The 16,559-nt window shown below is 63.4% G+C and carries 11 protein-coding genes and 1 other RNA gene; 7 read left to right on the top strand and 5 right to left on the bottom strand.

The window, feature by feature from the left end; genetic code table 11:
• Positions 1-61 precede the first annotated feature (61 nt).
• The 4 genes from IPV69_RS22585 to IPV69_RS22570 all read left to right on the top strand — a co-directional run bounded on the left by IPV69_RS22585 (position 62) and on the right by IPV69_RS22570 (position 5,678).
• Complete coding sequence (locus IPV69_RS22585; RefSeq protein WP_206291992.1) at positions 62-2,098, top strand: motility associated factor glycosyltransferase family protein; 2,037 nt, start codon at positions 62-64, stop codon at positions 2,096-2,098.
• Positions 2,099-2,139: 41 nt separating this feature from the next.
• The gene (locus tag IPV69_RS22580; protein WP_206291991.1) at positions 2,140-3,747 is read left to right on the top strand and encodes a radical SAM/SPASM domain-containing protein; all 1,608 of its coding nucleotides are present in this window, start codon (positions 2,140-2,142) and stop codon (positions 3,745-3,747) included.
• A 69-nt stretch (positions 3,748-3,816) separates the two neighbouring features.
• On the top strand, positions 3,817-4,569 hold the full coding sequence (locus IPV69_RS22575; protein WP_206291990.1) for an acylneuraminate cytidylyltransferase family protein: 753 nt from the start codon (positions 3,817-3,819) through the stop codon (positions 4,567-4,569).
• The gene (locus IPV69_RS22570; RefSeq protein ID WP_206291989.1) at positions 4,566-5,678 is read left to right on the top strand and encodes an N-acetylneuraminate synthase family protein; all 1,113 of its coding nucleotides are present in this window, start codon (positions 4,566-4,568) and stop codon (positions 5,676-5,678) included. Before IPV69_RS22575 ends, IPV69_RS22570 begins: the two co-directional genes overlap by 4 nt.
• A gap of 6 nt (positions 5,679-5,684) precedes the next feature.
• Here IPV69_RS22570 and IPV69_RS22565 read toward each other — a convergent pair whose 3' ends face one another.
• Both IPV69_RS22565 and IPV69_RS22560 read right to left on the bottom strand, forming a co-directional pair.
• The gene (locus IPV69_RS22565; RefSeq protein WP_206291988.1) at positions 5,685-6,875 is read right to left on the bottom strand and encodes an RtcB family protein; all 1,191 of its coding nucleotides are present in this window, start codon (positions 6,873-6,875) and stop codon (positions 5,685-5,687) included.
• The gene (locus IPV69_RS22560; RefSeq protein ID WP_206291987.1) at positions 6,865-7,302 is read right to left on the bottom strand and encodes a hypothetical protein; all 438 of its coding nucleotides are present in this window, start codon (positions 7,300-7,302) and stop codon (positions 6,865-6,867) included. Before IPV69_RS22560 ends, IPV69_RS22565 begins: the two co-directional genes overlap by 11 nt.
• 577 nt (positions 7,303-7,879) lie before the next feature.
• Here IPV69_RS22560 and IPV69_RS22555 point away from each other — a divergent pair.
• Both IPV69_RS22555 and secA read left to right on the top strand, forming a co-directional pair.
• A complete protein-coding gene (locus IPV69_RS22555) occupies positions 7,880-8,206 on the top strand; it encodes a hypothetical protein (RefSeq protein WP_206291986.1) in 327 nt (108 codons plus the stop codon).
• Between the two features lie 224 nt (positions 8,207-8,430).
• On the top strand, positions 8,431-12,447 hold the full coding sequence (secA, locus tag IPV69_RS22550; protein WP_206291985.1) for a preprotein translocase subunit SecA: 4,017 nt from the start codon (positions 8,431-8,433) through the stop codon (positions 12,445-12,447).
• A gap of 93 nt (positions 12,448-12,540) precedes the next feature.
• On the opposite strand, the gene rsfS is transcribed toward secA, so the two are convergent.
• Both rsfS and rnpB read right to left on the bottom strand, forming a co-directional pair.
• Positions 12,541-12,876, bottom strand: coding sequence for a ribosome silencing factor (rsfS, locus tag IPV69_RS22545; RefSeq protein WP_206291984.1), 336 nt, complete (start codon positions 12,874-12,876; stop codon positions 12,541-12,543).
• Between the two features lie 322 nt (positions 12,877-13,198).
• Positions 13,199-13,735: RNase P RNA component class A (rnpB, locus tag IPV69_RS22540), an RNA gene on the bottom strand.
• A 162-nt stretch (positions 13,736-13,897) separates the two neighbouring features.
• Between rnpB and IPV69_RS22535 the strand changes: the two genes are divergently transcribed.
• Positions 13,898-15,622 carry a cation:proton antiporter gene (locus IPV69_RS22535; protein WP_206291983.1) on the top strand — a complete coding sequence of 575 codons (1,725 nt, stop codon included), beginning with the start codon at positions 13,898-13,900 and terminating at the stop codon, positions 15,620-15,622.
• Between the two features lie 147 nt (positions 15,623-15,769).
• Here IPV69_RS22535 and IPV69_RS22530 read toward each other — a convergent pair whose 3' ends face one another.
• Complete coding sequence (locus IPV69_RS22530; RefSeq protein ID WP_206291982.1) at positions 15,770-16,513, bottom strand: 3-keto-disaccharide hydrolase; 744 nt, start codon at positions 16,511-16,513, stop codon at positions 15,770-15,772.
• Between the last annotated feature and the right edge of the window lie 46 nt (positions 16,514-16,559).

Below are 16,559 nucleotides of genomic sequence, written 5' to 3'. Positions count from 1 at the left end.
GCTGTGCCAGCGGGCTGAACCTGCGCCGTTCCGCCGGAATTACGCTACCCGATCGCCAAGCATGGCCGCAACAACGTCCGCCATTCCCGACGCCACGATCAACGCCGATCCGGCCAGCGCGGACCGGCGGTACGTTCTGCCGGAGGATGCACCGTACCTCAAGAATCTCGAGGTGCTCTGGACGCTGGACGCCGATCTGGCCCGGCGGATCGAGGCGATCGACGAACCCTACCCGGCGGCAACCGCCAAAACCGGCGTCGCCACGATCGCGCTGCCGGCTTCGGCCGGCGGCCGCGTGGTGCAACTCCACAGTAAGTACGATCCGATCGCCGAGGCGGATCGCCTGGTTTCTTCCGCGAGTGCCGACAAGCCGGCCATCTACTACGTGCATGGCTTCGGGCTGGGGTATCACGTGGAGGCGCTCGCCGCCCGATCCGGCGACGAGGCCCCGATCTTTGTCTTCGAGCCAGACCTGCGGCTGTTACGGACGGCGTTCGAGCTGCGCGACTTCAGCAAGCTGCTGTCCGCCAATCGCCTGGGCTTCTTCACCACGCTCGACAAAGCCGCATTGCTCGACCGGCTGCAGCCGCACCTGGCGATGTTCTCGCTCGGGACGACGACGATTGAACACGGGCCCAGTTTGCAGGTCGCGCCTGAATTCCACGCCCAGTACAAGCAGTGGCTTGCCGAGTTCGCGAGCTTCGCGCGTACGAGCCTGAACACGTTTCTGCTCAACAGCGCCAAGACCGCCGAGAACATTGCCCGCAACATCGGCTGGTACGTCGCCAGCCCCTGCATGAGCCGGCTGAAAGACCGCTTCGCGGGCAGGCCCGCGATCATCGTGTCGGCCGGGCCTTCGCTCCGGAAGAACAAGCACCTGCTGCCGGCAATCCAGGACAAGGCGGTCATCATTGCAGTGCAGACGACGCTCAAGCCGCTGCTCGAAATGGGCATTGAGCCGCACTTTGTCACGTCGCTGGACTACCACGAGATCTGTACGCGGTTTTTTGAGAACCTGCCGAAAACCTATGGCGACGGACGTCGCCGGCTGCGCACGGAACTGGTGGCCGAGCCGAAAGCGACGAGCAGGATCTTCGCGATGCTTGACGGCAACGTATCGCTACTGGGGAGCAACTTCGCCGAATCGCTGCTGCGCGAGATGAAACCGAACAAGGCCAAGCTGCCGCCGGGGGCGACGGTCGCGCACCTGGCGTATTACCTCGCCGAGTGGCTCGGTTGCGACCCGATCATTTTCCTCGGTCAGGATCTGGGGTTCTCCGACGGGCTCTGCTACGCCCCCGGCACCAGCTACGAAGACGTCTGGCGGCCGGAGTTCGGACGGTTCTGCACGCCCGAGATGAAGCAGTGGGACCAGATCGTCCGCGAGCGGTTCATTCTTCGCCGAATCCCCGATTTCCAGGGCAGGCCCATGTACACCGAAGAGCGGCTGTTCACCTACCTGCAGCAATTCGAACGCGACTTCCTGCAGAGCAAGCGGACGATCATCGATGCCACCGAAGGCGGTGCCGCCAAGCGCGGCGCGAAGTCCATGCCGCTTGCCGACGCGATCGACGCGCACTGCCAGGAGTCGTTTCCGGTCGATCTGTCCGACCATGGCGGATCGCGCTGGGACCGCACGGCCGACTGTGCCGCCAGCCTGCGTAAGCGGCGGGATGAAGCGGCAGGCATTGAAGACATCAGTCGTCAGACCTTGCCCCTGCTCGAAACCATTCGTGACCATATCAACGACCAGAACAAGGTGAATCAGGCGATCACGAAAATCGATGCGCTGCGCGCGGAGATGAACCGGTTCGGCGCGACGTACGACCTGGTCACGGAACTGACGCAGAAATCACAGCTCAGCCGGTTCGAAGCGGATCGGCGGATCAAGATGGCCAAGCTCGACCCGACCGAGCGTCAGCGACGGCAGGTGGACCGGGACATCGCGAACGTGAGAAGCGTGATGGAAGCGGCGGCGCGATTTGCAGAGCTGATGGATGAGGTGGCCGCTAGCTTACAGAGCGACCAGAGACGCGAAGTCGCTTCCGCAAACGCCCGCGGCGCTGCCTTGGGCTCCACACCAGCGGGGCGGGCGTAATGCCACCTGGTATGACAACCTCGACCTCCATCCTCACGCTCGTGTCCCTGCTCCATGAGCGTGCGACCGAGAACAGCGCTACGCGGCAGTTCCGCGGCGAACCGGTGCTCGCCTGGACCTTACGGCGGGTGCGGCGGTGCGACGCCGTTGGCGCGATCGCCCTGCTCTGCTGGGACGACCAGGCGCCCGCAGTCCGGCCGATTGCCGAGGCCGCGGGTGCGGAGGTGATCAGCCAGGGTGCTCGCCAAGCATGCCCTGCGATGGACGCTGTCTCCGCCGCCCGGCGATGGGCGGACGGGTGGCGCGGCGGGCCGCTGGGAACGTCGTCTTTCGACGCCGGGTTTCACCCGGCCGCGGTCAAGGCCGTCGCCGAGCAGTGGAATGCACAGGCCGTGCTGCTGGTCGATCCGGCCGCGGCGTTGGTCGATCCGGCGCTGCTGTCGGCTGTCATCACCCAGTTCGACGCGAAGCCCGCGGCCGAGTTCGTGTTCACGCCTGCGGCGACGGGACTGGGTGCGATGTTGCTGCCACGTGCCTTGGTCGACCGGTTGGCTGCCGCCAACAGCCATCCGGGCCGGTTGCTGCACTACTTCCCCGACCAGGTCAGCCGAGAGCCGATCGCCCAGGACGGCTGCGCCGCAACACCGACGACCGTCGCCCGATCCGTTCATCGATACACGCTGACGTCGCAACGGCAGATCGCCCGCGTCGAGTCGGCGACGGCCGACCTGAACGGCCAACTCGTCGGCACCGACGCCGAGTCGATCGTGGCGCGGATGGCCGCAGGGGCACAAAGCGGTGTGCCCGGGGGCGATCTCCCCCGCGAAGTCGTCCTGGAACTGACCACCCGCCGCGACTCCCGACCCATCTTCTCCCCCGCCGGTTCGGCCGCCACGGATCGCCCCGACCTGCCGTTGGATGTTGCCCGCCGGCTGATCGACGAGATGGCGGCGCTGGACGATACCCGGCTTACGCTGGCCGGCGTGGGCGACCCACTGCTACACGCCGACTGCATTGAGGTCATCCGCCATGCCGCCGGCCATGGCATTGCGGTCAATGTCGAGACGGACTTGCTGTCGGGCGACGGCGAACGGATCGCCGCGCTCGCCGAGTCCCCGGCGGACCTGGTGTCGATTCACCTTCCGGCGCTCGCGGCGCAGACCTACGCACAAGTCATGGGCGTCGATGCCTACGCTTTGGCGCTGGGCAACGTGCAGGGGCTGGTCTCCCGGCGGGCGGCGCTGAATCGGGGAACTCCGCTGGTGATCCCGTTGTTCACCAAATGCCGACAGAACCTGCAGGAGATGGAACCCTGGTATGACCAGTGGCTCCGCGCGGTCGGTTCGGCGGTCATCCTGGGGCCGAGCACATTCGCCGGGCTGATTCCCGATGTGGCGGTCGCCGACATGTCGCCGCCGTTGCGTGTGCCCTGCCGGCGACTGCGGGAACGCCTGGCCGTGCTGTCGGACGGGTGCTTCACCACCTGCGAGCAGGACGTCGCCGGTCGTCAGGTACAGGGACGCACCGGCGACGATGCGCTATCTCACATCTGGCAGTCAAAATTTGCCGCACTGCGGAATTTGCACGCGGATGGCCGATTAGAAGAGTTGGCAGTTTGCGCAAAGTGCAAGGAGTGGCACAGGGCGTAAGTCGCAAAGCGTTGTTCGGCGAGCAGTGCCCGCCCTACAAGAACGCTGTGCAATGCAATGGAGTGCATAATGAACGTTCTCGGTGTCGTACTGGCTCGCGCGGGCTCTAAGGGCTTGCCCAACAAACATCTCCTGACGCTTCAGGGACGCCCTGTCATCTCGTACACGCTGGAGCACGCCCGCGCGGCCGGGCGGCTGACGCGGGTCGTCGTTTCGAGCGACTGCCCGCTCGTCCGCCGGTTCGGGATCGCCAACGGGTTTGACGCCGTCGAGCGGCCGGCCGATCTCGCGACCGATACCGCCAGCGTCCAGGATGTCATGTTGCATGCGGTCGATCAGATGAAAGTGCAGCACAAATTCGACGCCGAAGCCGTCGTGGTGCTCTATGGCAATGTGCCGATCCGCCCTGCCGCGTGTATCGACCGGGCCATTGAGATGCTCGAAAGCACCGGCTGCGACTCGGTTCGCAGCTTTATCCCGGTCGGCAAGTGGCATCCGGGCTGGATGTCGAGGCTGAAGGGTGACGTCGTTGAGGCCGTGGTGCCCGGCAGCATTCACCGGCGGCAGGACCTGGAACCGTTATTCCTGCACGACGGCGGCGTGGTCGCCGTCACGCGGGCGAGCCTGGAGCGGGGCCGGGCGAATCGATCTGATCCACACGCGTTCTTCGGCGTCGACCGCCGGGGATTCGCGGTTGAACCCGGAGACACGGTCGAGATCGACAGCCGTCGCGATTTGTATATCGCCGACGGCATCATGCGGGAAGCAGCCGATCGGGCCGAGCAGGACCGCGAAGACGCCAGGCTCAGGAGAGCATCATGAACCCAACCATCGTCCCCGGCGATACCGCCCATTCGCCCGCCAAACACATCGATATCGCCGGCAGAAGCATCGGCCCGGGGAAGCCGACCTTCGTCATCGCCGAGATCGGCGTGAATCACGACGGCGACGTGCAGAAGGCGATCGAGCTGGTCCGCATCGCGGCCGCATGCGGCGCTGATGCGGTTAAGCTGCAGATCTTCCGCGCCACCGCGCTCATGCACCCCTCATGCAGTCTGGCGAACTATCAGAAGGACCGCGTTTGGGAGACCGACGCGGTCGACATGCTTCGCCGCTATGAACTGAACCGGGAAGACCTTCGTGTCATCGTCAAGGCGATTCTCGAAGCCAAGCTCATCCCCCTTGCCACGCCTTTTTCGCCCAACGACGTCGATACCATCGCGGCATTGCGTCTGCCGGCGATCAAGATCGCCTCGCCGGACCTGGTCAACCGCCCGCTGCTGTACGAAGCGATGCAGCTGGGCAAGCCGATGATCCTGTCGACCGGTGCCGCGACGATGGAAGAGGTTGCCGCGACCGTCGGCTGGATGAAGGAGTCGTTCGCGCGGATCTCGCTGTTGCACTGCATCAGCAGCTACCCGTGCGAACTGGCCGATGCGCACCTCGGATGGGTGACCGAGCTTGATCGGGCATTCGACGTGCCGGTGGGTTTCTCCGACCACACCACTCACGCAACAGCCGGCGCGCTGGCGGTCATGGCCGGCGCGACGATCGTGGAGAAGCACATTACTTATGATCGCAGCGCCCGTGGCCCGGACCATTCGGCCAGTGCCGACCCCCACCATTTCGAGCGCTACGTGAAGAGTATTCGAGAGGCCGACCTGCTCCGCGGCAGCTCTGCGAAACATCTGCTGGAGTGCGAGAAGGACGTCCGCAAGGTCAGCCGCCAGAGTCTGGTCGTCCGCCGGACACTCCTGGCCGGCGAGGAAATCCGCCACGACGACCTGACCGTGCAGCGCCCCGGCACCGGTGTTTCGGCGGCGCACTGGGCCGAGGTCATCGGCCAGCGCACCAGCCAGGCCATTCCCGCCGGCAGCATCCTTCAGCCTGAGATGCTCGCAAGCCCAAAGGGCGCCTGGCGTGCGGCATAGCGACATTCAACTCCCCTTGTAAACGAGCAGCGGCCGCAGTCGCCTTGTCACCTTCATCAGCGGTTCCTGCGCCTTGAGCACCGCGCGCAGGTCCTTGTACGCCTTGGGCGATTCCTCTCGCATCGCGTCAAGAATTCGCGGGTCGTACCAGACGTCAGCCATCTGCCTGCGCACCTCATGACGTCCGAAGCGCTCGCGGGCGACCGTTCGCGACATTTGCCTTCCCGCGCCGTGGGCGCTGCTGCGGAGCGACTGCGGCTCACCCCGTCCGACGATGTGAACGCTGGTTGTCCCCATCGACCCCGGCACCACGCCGGCCAGGCCGTCGTCGGCGGGCGTCGCCCCTTTGCGGTGCACCAGCAGCGACTCGCCGAAATGCGCTTCCCGCCGCACGTGGTTGTGATCGCATTCGATGAGTGACGATTCGATTCGCGTCACGCCGGTCAGTTCGTGTATCGCTTCGCACACCTGCTCCGCCATCGCGATACGGTTCCCGCGGGCATAGCGGCGAGCCCAGTCCTGATCGTTGAGGTAGGCTTGGCCCAGGTCCGTTTCCGTATCCAGCAAGGGCATGGTTGCGCCCCGCGTCGCGCGGGCTACGTGGTGCGAGCGCACGACCTGGCCCATCGCGCGGGAGCCGCTGTGGATCATCAGCCACAGGCGGTCGTCTTCATCGGCCTGAAGTTCGACGAAGTGATTGCCTCCGCCGAGCGTCCCGAACTGCAGGCCGCCATCGTCGCCGGCGGCGGCGACGAGTGCGGGATGCGAGAGATCGCTTGCGACGCAATCGACCGGCATCGGCAACCTGGCCGTGCGATGCCGCCGGTGCGACGGCACCCGCCGGCCGATCGCGCGGAGCAGTTGCCCCGCGCGATCGGCGTCTTGCAGCAGGTCGGCTGTCGCGTCGAATGCGATCGCGAGCATGCCGCAGCCGATGTCGCCCCCCACCGCCGACGGGTAGACCAGCCGGCGGGTCGCCATCGCGGTGCCGACGCAGACATCCGTCGCCAGGTGAACGTCCGGCATGACGGCAACATGAACGACGTCGTCGGCATGCAGGGCGCGGTCGATCGCGTTCTTCACCGGTGTGTCCAGCGGCCACGCGAGCCAAGTGGCGAGTGTCGGCGCTGTAGGGTCCGCCTTGGCGGACGCGACGGACGTGACGGACGCGGGCAAGTCTTCGTTGTCACTCGACATGATCGCCCCCCTCCAGGTTCGCGGTGTGGTTTCCCGCGTCGGTTACGTCACTCGGATTCCCTGCCCGCAACGGCACGGGCAGAAAGCTAAGCGACGGCGTGCGCTTTCGGCAGATCGACTGCGCCACGACGGCGCGCAGCCGGGGCGAAGCCCCGTCGAGAATCCCGATGACTTCGATCACCGAGACCTCCACCGACGCCGGCACCAGCACGCGCACCAGAAGCTGCGCCGCCGAGCCCATCGGCTCGACGGCGTCAACGGTAAGGTCACGCAGCACCTCGTGACGATCGCCGGCCAGCGCCAGCGAGAGTGCCCGCTCCACCTGTCGGCAGAGTTGGAGCGTCTTGCGGTCGTGGGCGGCGTCAAACGACTCGCCCGATGCGCCGCTGTGGCCCCGAAGGGCCTGTTCGAACAGATCTCGGTCCAAAGCAGACCCGGCCGGCGCCCTGCGGGCGCGGCCCTTGTTCCTACGGTTGGAATGTCTCACAAAGAATGTTCCCTGGTCCGCGCCGGGGACTCGGAGTTCACGCGCCATGTTCACAAGTTGCCAAGACGCCCGCCAACAGCAGTCGGTGGGCCTTCGCCCCAGGGACTGCTGTCCGTGGGCTTTGGTACAACTTGGACGTCAACCGCGTGCCGAACCGAACCGTGGAAGCGGACACAAATCAGTAATTGGATAAAAAGAAGAACCAGACGCTGATCGACTCAGCGAGTTGCAAGTGAGGGATGGATGTGGGCGGACTGCATGGAAACCTCGACTGATAAACGACCCGGCCATGATAACGCGTAATGCCGTGGCGGCAAGAGAATTCCCGGATTTTCAGCCCAAATTGGCGATTTTCTGAACGGAATTGGCCTCCGTGACGGCCGCGACGTCTCGTGTCGCGAACGCTCGCACGACTGCCCTGATGTCGAAGCGCACGTCCGCGAAATCGCGCCTAAACTTGACCTTAGCCGGACCGATGCGACAATCGTTCTCCCTACTCGGCGGAGGTTCTGCAACCATGAGGCGGACGCGACAGGTATTGGCAGTCATGCTCGTGACGACGGCACTTTGTGCCGATCGCGGAGCCGCTGCGCTGTCGATCACTGCCCAGCCTCAGGCCAAGACCCAGGCCGAAGCTTCGAACGGTTCGCTCCGCGGGTCGTTCTTTCAGCGGTTGTCACGAACACTCGGCGGCCGGGTGTCGATCGTCCTGCACCGGCAGGCCTTCTTCGGGCTCAGCGGTGTGGCCGTTGCCCCGGTGCGATCGGTCGATGGTTCGGTGCCGATCGCACATCAGCCGGTGAGCCCCTTCCAGTTTCGGTTGCCTCCCCCTTTCGTTGTCTGAATCCGCGGACCGCTTGGTGTGCCCAACGCACACCAGCTGGTTCGATGCGATGACGCACTCCCGTTTCATCTGATATTGAGTTTGAATCTAAACCTTCGCGGGTTGACCTGCTGTCACACCGTCGGTGGTCCCAACCCAGCCCTTCGGGCAGGCGCTAAAAGGAACTCCTCGACATCCGGTCGAGGTTCCCTTCCGGTCGTCCTCCCCCTGTCTGAGATTTACCCATGTCCACAATCGTTTCCAAACTGCTCGTCAAGATGTTCGGCAGCCGCAATGACCGCCTGCTCAAACGCTACTGGAAGATGGTCGAGGCCGTCGGCGCGATGGAGGAAAAGGTCCGCAAGATGACCGACGACCAGCTCCGCGAGCGCACCCTCGAACTGCACATCGGCCTGGCCGGCGATCCGGTCACCAACACCAAGCCGACGCTCAAGAGCGAAGACGTTCGTGCTGAAGCGCTGGCGATCCTGCGGGAGGCGATGGACCGCAATATCGGCATGCGGCAGGTTTTCAATCCCGAAGAGAACGAAATGGGGATCAAGTTCGATCCCGCTCGCCTCGATCCCGAGGCCCGCAAGCATTACGACGAGGTCAATCGTCGGCTCGTCGGTACCGGCGAGCCCTGGCAGTTCACCGCGATCCCTGTCCCGCTGTACGACGCCATTCGTAAGCTCTACCCCGAAAGCCGGCCCCCCTTCCGGGCCCGTCCGTTCGACGTGCAGCTCATCGGCGGCATGGTGCTGTACGAAGGCCGTATCGCCGAGATGGCGACCGGCGAAGGCAAGACCTTTGTCGGTCCACTGGCGTGCTACCTGCGCGTGCTCGAAGGCTACCACTGCCACGTCGTTACTGTGAACGACTACCTCGTGAAGCGCGACTCGCAATGGATCAAGCCGGCGTTCGCGGCGCTGGGGCTGTCGGTCGGTTACATCCAGTCCGACATGGACCCGGGCGGCGACGAACGCCGTAAGCAGTACGAGTGCGATGTCACGTACGGCACCAACAGCGAGTTCGGCTTCGACTACCTGCGCGACAACATGAAGTCGTCGAAGGATCAGCAGGTGCAGGGGCCGCTGGACTTCGCGATCGTTGACGAAGTAGACAGCATCCTGATCGACGAAGCCCGCACGCCTTTGATTATCTCCGGCGCCGCTCACGACGACGCGCCCAAGTACGTCAAGGCCGATGCCGTGGCACGCCGAATCATTGAGATCAATCGCCCGTGGACGGCGGTCGAGAAGCAGGTGGACGCGGCCAAGCGGGCCATCAAGGCAGCCGATGGCGACCTGGACAAAGCCAAGGATAAGGCCGAGAAGGACGCCGCCACCAAGCGTCGCGAGCAGGCGGAACAGGACCTGGCCGAGGCCGAGAGCAAGAAGGACGGCCTGACCCAGTACTACGAGATCGAGTGGGACCGCAAGAGCTGCCATCTCACGCACGAGGGCATCGCCAAGGCGCAGGAGTTTGCCGGCGTGGGCAGCTTCTATGTCGGCGACAACGTCGAGTGGCCTCACCTGATGGAACAGGCAATGCGGGCCCATGTCGTCTACGAGCGCGACAAGGACTACGTCGTCGAGCGCAACCCCCGCAGCGGCGAAGTCGAAGTCATCATCATCGACGAATACACCGGCCGAAAGATGGTCGGCCGGCAGTGGTCCGACGGCTTGCACCAGTCGGTGGAAGCCAAGGAAAAGGTGAAGATCAAGGAAGAGACGCAGACGCTGGCAACGATCACGCTGCAGAACTTCTTCAAGCTGTACCGCGCGCTGTCGGGCATGACCGGCACCGCGCAAACCGAGGCCGAGGAGTTCGGCAAAATCTACCAGCTCGAAGTTGTCACGATTCCGACGAACCGCCCGGTCATTCGGCAGGACAACCAGGACCGCGTTTACCGCAAGGAACAGGAGAAGTGGAACGCCATCCTGGAAGAGATCAAGCTCTTCGCGGACGCCGGCCGGCCGGTTCTGGTCGGCACGACGAGTGTCGAAAAATCGGAAATGCTCAGCGCCCTGCTGACGCGCAAGTACGGCATCGAGCACGAAGTGCTGAACGCCAAGTTCCATGAACGCGAGGCGGCGATCGTGCTGGTCGCCGGTCGTACCCACGAAGACAAACACGGCAACGTGGTTGGCAACGTGACGATCGCGACGAATATGGCCGGCCGCGGAACCGACATCAAGCTGGCGCCGGAAGTGGCGTGGGATGTCATCGAGACCCCCGAAGGGGGCAAAGGCAAGTACGTCATCAAGCAGCGGGCGACCGGCAAGACGCAGGAAATCAACGTCACCGGTGAGGAAGAGGAAGCCGATCCGCTGGCGAACATTTTCCAGCTCAAGCCTGGCGCCAAGGTAGTCGGCGGATTGCACGTGATCGGCACCGAACGCCATACCGCCCGGCGTATCGACAACCAGCTCCGCGGCCGGGCCGGTCGCCAGGGCGATGCCGGCTCGTCCCGGTTCTACGTCAGCCTCGAAGACGAACTGATGAAGATCTTCGCCGGCGACTGGACGATGCGCGTGCTCGGCTGGCTCGGCATGGAAGAGGGGATGCACATCGAGGACAAGCGCATCACCAAGGGCATCCAGAACGCGCAGAAGAAGGTCGAGGAACGCAACTACCTCGGCCGCAAAAACCTCCTGGAATACGACGAAGTCATGGACTACCAGCGGACCACGTTCTACGGCACGCGGCAGCGCGTGCTGGACGGGCGCCGGGTCGATGAAATCATCTGGGGCATGATCGGCGAAGCGATCGAGGACGCGGTCAACAAGTACATCGTCCAGGATTTCATTGCGGCGACGATCGCCGAATGGGCCCGGCAGAACTTCGAGGTTCAGCTCGACACCGACGACATCAAGGGCCGCCGGGAGATCGACTTCCTCGAGGATTACATCAAGAACCAGGCCCGCACGCAGATCGGCGAAGACCTTCAGTCAACCCTCGGCGAGTACCTGGGCGAGGATGAGGAAGACCGCTCCGGCTGGGATACCTCGGCGATTTCGAGCTGGGCGATGAGCCGTTTCAGCGTCGCATTGCCACAGTCGCGCATCAAGAAGATGGATGCCGACGAGCTTCGCGAAACGCTGCGCGAGGCGGCGATCGAGCAGCTAGAGAAGCGCGACGTCGACGCCATCCAGAAGTACCTCGAACCGCTCTACGCCGAGACGGAACTGTCGAGCTGGGCGAAGGAAAAGTTCGACATCGATGTCGACCCCAAGGCGATGGTGCTGGAAGGCAGCCGTGGCACTCAGGCAAAGGACGCCGCGGAGATTGTCGAGCTGATCGAGAGCAAGGCACGTGAAGCCTATTCGCGGCGCGAGGTCGAGTATCCGATCGACGAACTACTGACGCGCGTCGTCGGCGAGAACAGCCGGATCGAGATCCCCGACGCCGCGCAGTTTGTCGCGATGTGGGCCCGGGCCAAGTACGGGTTCACTTACACCTACGAACGGCTCATGAACGCCGAGGTCGCCCCGCTGCGGGAAGAGCTCGTCGGCTACCAGGAGAAGTTCCTGCACGGCGGCGAACTTGAAAAGGACATCGACAAGATCCTGGCCAGGGACGGCGGCAAAGATCCATCGACAGAAGAGCTGATCAAGCGGTTTGGCGAACGCTTCGGCGTGAAGCTGGAGGTCGAAGATCTCTACCCGCCGGTGAAGGACACCCGGCTGGATGATTCCAACAAGGACAAGAAGCGCGTCATCGTTGAGGCCGCGGAAGAAGCGCCGCAGACGCTGCGTGAGATCCTGTTGGAGCGTGGCCGTGGCGTGCTGCGGCAGGAACTGTCGATGCTGGAGCAGTACATCCTGATCCAGATCTTCGACGAATCCTGGAAGAACCACCTTTACGCGATGGATATGCTCAAGGGCGGCATCGGGCTGGTGGGCTTCGCCGAGAAGGATCCGCGCATCGCCTACAAGAAGGAAGGCTACCGCTACTTCAACGAGATGATGAGCGGCATTCGCGACAAGGTGACCGACCTGATCTTCAAGGTTCGTATCCAGGGACCGGTCAAGGCCCGCAGCGCTTACCGGGAGACTGCGGCCGTGCACGAGACGTCAAGCGACTATGGCGTCAGCGGTGCCCCCAGCGAAACCGAGGCCGCCGCCGCTCAGCCCCAGGGCGAAGGCGCGGTAAAGGTGAAACAGATCGTGAACCAGATCCCGAAGGTCGGCCGCAATGACCTGTGCCCCTGCGGCAGCGGCAAGAAGTACAAGAAGTGCCACGGGGCAGAGGCGTAGCGAAGGCTCGAAGGCACGAAGGCAAAAAAGGCACGAAGGCACGCAGGGTTCAATTCCTGCGTGCCTTCGTGCCTCTTGCCTTCGTGCCTGGTCTTATTCGGCGCTCTTCTCCGGCAGTTCCCAGTCCACCTTCCGCGCGTCGCCCCACATGCTGTCGACGTCGTAGTAGCTGCGCGCGTCCTGCGTGAAGCAATGGACGATGATGTCGAAGCAGTCCATGACGATCCAGTTGGCCGACTCGTCGCCATTTCGGCTGAGCTTGCTGTAGCCCTTCTGCTCGGCAAGTTCTTCGCAGGCGTCAACGGCGGTCCGCATCTGGCGGGCGCTGGTGCCGGTCGCGACGACGAAGAAATCCGTCACCGGGGACACCCCGGCCACGTCGAGTACCACCACCTGATGGCACCGCGTGTCGGCCAGCATCCGGGCCATCGCGATCGCAGTCGCACGCGCCTCGGCGTTGTCCTTGCGTACCGGCGGTTGCTTCAGGGGTGGACGGGCCGGCCGCTCTTTGGCAGGCGACGTGGCGGCAGCGGACGAAGTTGCAGTGGTTTTTGCGATGGGGCACCTCCTCGGGCATCCCCCGCCGATGCGCACACGCCGGTCAAGGGGGAAGACATTGTAGTCGCAACCCGGTGGTTTAGCCCATCGGTTCGGAACATTACGGATACCGGGCGTGCGGTCCGCGGTTCCGCGGCCTCGCGATCCGCTTCGCGTCGCGGCTAAACGTCTGTTCTCGCGATTGATTTAGTGAGTCGGCGGCCGGCTTGTAAGCCGAGTTCTGTACCGGCAACCGGCCTTGCGGACGGGCACCGATGACGACCATTTCTCTGTGGCGGCTGTTACCAGACGCCTCGCGACGCGGCTCTCGCCGAATCGCTGCAACCTACCCGCAGATGATAACGCCCGGGCCGGGGCTCTCTGCTTATTCGGTCTTGCTGCCGGTGGGGTTTGCCATGCCGTTGATGTCACCACCAACGCGGTGCGCTCTTACCGCACCGTTTCACCCTTACCGTGACAGTAGGCAGTAGGCCGTAGGCAGTAGGCAGAGAAGAAAGGCTGACGTTCTTCTCTGCCTACTGCCTACCGCCTACTGCCTACTGCCCTGGCGGTTTGTTTTCTGTTGCACTTTCCGTCGGGTTCGCGTGTCGGCTTTCGCCGAAACGCTTCTCCGCCTGGACGTTATCCAGCACCGTGGCCCTGGGCAGCTCGGACTTTCCTCACGGGACCTCGTGCGGCGGAGGTTGTTACACCACCGACGCCGCGCCCGCGCGGCCGTCCCGCCAACCGCCGACTCAAGTTCAGGATTATACGGCAATTGCCGCTAAAGGCGCGATTGATTTCCGACGGTGCCCAAGGGGCGCGGACTTCGGGCCGATATCGGTGGTTGACGGAGGAGCAAGGCACGCTGCCCTACGTCTAGTTCCATTGCGTGCCTCAGAAGTAAAGCATTATGGACCCACACGACCTCTTGCCCGACATCGGAATCGCGATCCTCACCGCCACCGTGGTGGGCTTGATCGCCCATTTCCTGCGTCAGCCGATCATTCTCGGATATCTGGTCGCCGGCGCGGTCATTGGGCCGCTGGGGCTGAGGTGGATTCATTCCGCCGGCAGCGTCGAAGTGATCAGCGAGATCGGCTTGGTGCTGCTGCTGTTCATTATCGGGCTCGAGATGAACATCAAGTCGATCCTCGCCGCCGGCAAGCAGTTGCTGGTGGCCGGGTTCGGGCAGTTCATTGTCTGCGCGGCGATCGGTGTTGGCCTCTTTGCCGCATTGGGGTACGGGCTCACGGGGTCCAACAGTGACGGCCTCTACCTGGCACTGATGTGCGGCCTGTCGAGCACTGCGGTGGTCGTCAAGCTGCTTTATGACAAGCAGGAACTCGACACCCTTCCCGGCCGCCTGACGCTGGGCATCCTGGTCATTCAGGACATCTACGCGATCTTCGTGCTGGCGTTCCAACCCAACTTCGCCAACCCGACCGTGGCCCCAATTCTGAAGGCATTGGGCGCGACCGCCCTGCTTCTGGCCGCGGGGTTCCTGTTCTCGAAATACGTGCTGCGGTTCGTTTTTGCGTCGATCGCCAAGGCTCCGGAAATGGTCGTCGCCGTCAGCATTGGCTGGTGCGCGGCGGTCGCGGGGCTGGCCGGAGCGATGGGGCTATCGAAGGAGATGGGCGCCCTGGTGGCCGGTGTGAGTATCGCCGCGTTCCCCTACAGCGTGCATGTGACGGCCAAGACATTGCCGTTGCGGGACTTCTTCCTGACGCTCTTCTTCGTCTCACTGGGAATGAAGATCACCCCGCTGCAGCCGAGCATGATCGCGATGGTCGCGGTAATCGTCCTGTTTGTGGTTGTCTCGCGATTCGTCTCAATCTACCCGCTGTTGAAGCTGTCGGGCGCAGGCCGACGGACCGCGTTTATCACCAGCCTGAACCTGGCGCAAATCAGCGAGTTCTCGCTCGTCATCGCCAGCCTGGGGGCGACCAAGTTCGGACATATCTCCGAGAGCACGGTCGCAATGGTGATCTACGCGATGGCGATCACGTGCGTTATGTCGAGCTACAGCATCCGGTTCAGTCACCCGCTGTTCCTCGCGTTCGACAGGTTGCAGGGGAAACTCGGATTCGGCCGGGTGGGCGACGGCGATGTCGTCGATACCACCGGCCACGCCGAGCGGCCGGTGGCAATTCTGGGCTACCACCGTGGCGGGCGGTCGATGGTGGAGCAGTTGCTCGGAAAGTTCCCCGAGATGGCCGGCAAGCTGAAGGTGGTCGACTTCAATCCCGAGAACCTCAAGCTGCTCAAGGCTCGTGGTATCGACGGACTTTTCGGCGACCTCAGCAGCCTCGACACGCTTCATCACGCACATCTTCATCAGACGAAGGTGATCTTCTGCACGATTCCCGACATGCTCCTCAAGGGAACGAACAACCTCACCCTGGTCAAAGGGCTGCGGCTCATTGCGCCGCATTCGAAAATCGTCGCGACCGCAGACGACGACAAGCACGAACAGGCACTACTTGAAGCGGGCGCCGCACTGGCGATCAAGCCGTACGACCTGATGGCCGAGCGGATGCTTCCGGTCGCCCTGGAAGCGGCCGAGATCGCGAACGATGACTCGTCGCCGGAGCACGCGGGCCCGGCGACGGAAGGCATGCGATCCGCGGCCTGATTCGAGTGCTGAGTTGAAAGTGCTTAGTGCTGAGAAGAAGGCACGAAGGCAAAAGGCACGAAGGCACGCAGGATCCATTCCTGCGTGCCTTCGCGTTTGAATGCTTTTGTGCCTTCCCCTCAGCACCTTTATCTCAGCACTCTCAAGTTACAGCTTCTTGATCTTGATGTCCTTGAACTGCACCGTCATCGGCGGGCCCGCATGGACCTGCAGGGCAAGGATGCCCTTGGCGATCGCGGCTTTGTCTTCGTCGATCACTTCGCTGGTGACGTTCCCGTTGATCATGTGGATCATGTGCGGGCCCTTGGCGATGATCTTGTACTCGTTCCAGTCCTCGTTCTTGATCGCGGCCTGGAGCTGTTCCGACGTCTTCTCGAGCTTTGTTTCTTCCTTGGTGCCGTCGGCCTTGTAGTGCACCTTCGTGCCGCGCTGGGCGAGGATGCCGCGCTTGCCGGCGATGTTGCCCTCGTTGTAGTTGATACCGCTGTAGGTCTTGCCGGCTTCGAAGTCGGCCTGATATCCACCAACGCGCCAGGTCTTGGGGTCCATCACTTTCGAGCGGTACTGCACGCCCGAGTTGCCGCCGACAATCTTGTACTGAAACGTCAGCTCGAAGTCGGCGACTTCCTGATCTTTGAGGATCAGGAAGGTGTTGCTCTTGATCGGCTTTTCCTTGCTGGTTTTGCCCGTGATCGTCCCATCCTGGACGGACCAGAGCTCGGTGTTGCCTTCCCAGCCGGTCAGATCCTTGCCATTGAACAAGCTAACCCAGCCTGCTTCGGATTTTGCTTCGGTCTTGGCCTTGGCCTCGTCGGCGGCGTGAAGTGAAAGACCGACCGACGAAAGACCGACGGCAGCGCCCAAGGCGATCAGAGACAGTTTTTTCAACATGGCATTCCTCTCCGTGTGACAAACAGAAAAGCCGCTCCGCGAGCGG

Source organism: Humisphaera borealis (genome assembly GCF_015169395.1).
GTDB lineage: Bacteria > Planctomycetota > Phycisphaerae > Tepidisphaerales > Tepidisphaeraceae > Humisphaera > Humisphaera borealis.
Note: the sequence above shows the minus strand (reverse complement) of the source record. Positions and strands in the feature narration are given on the sequence as shown.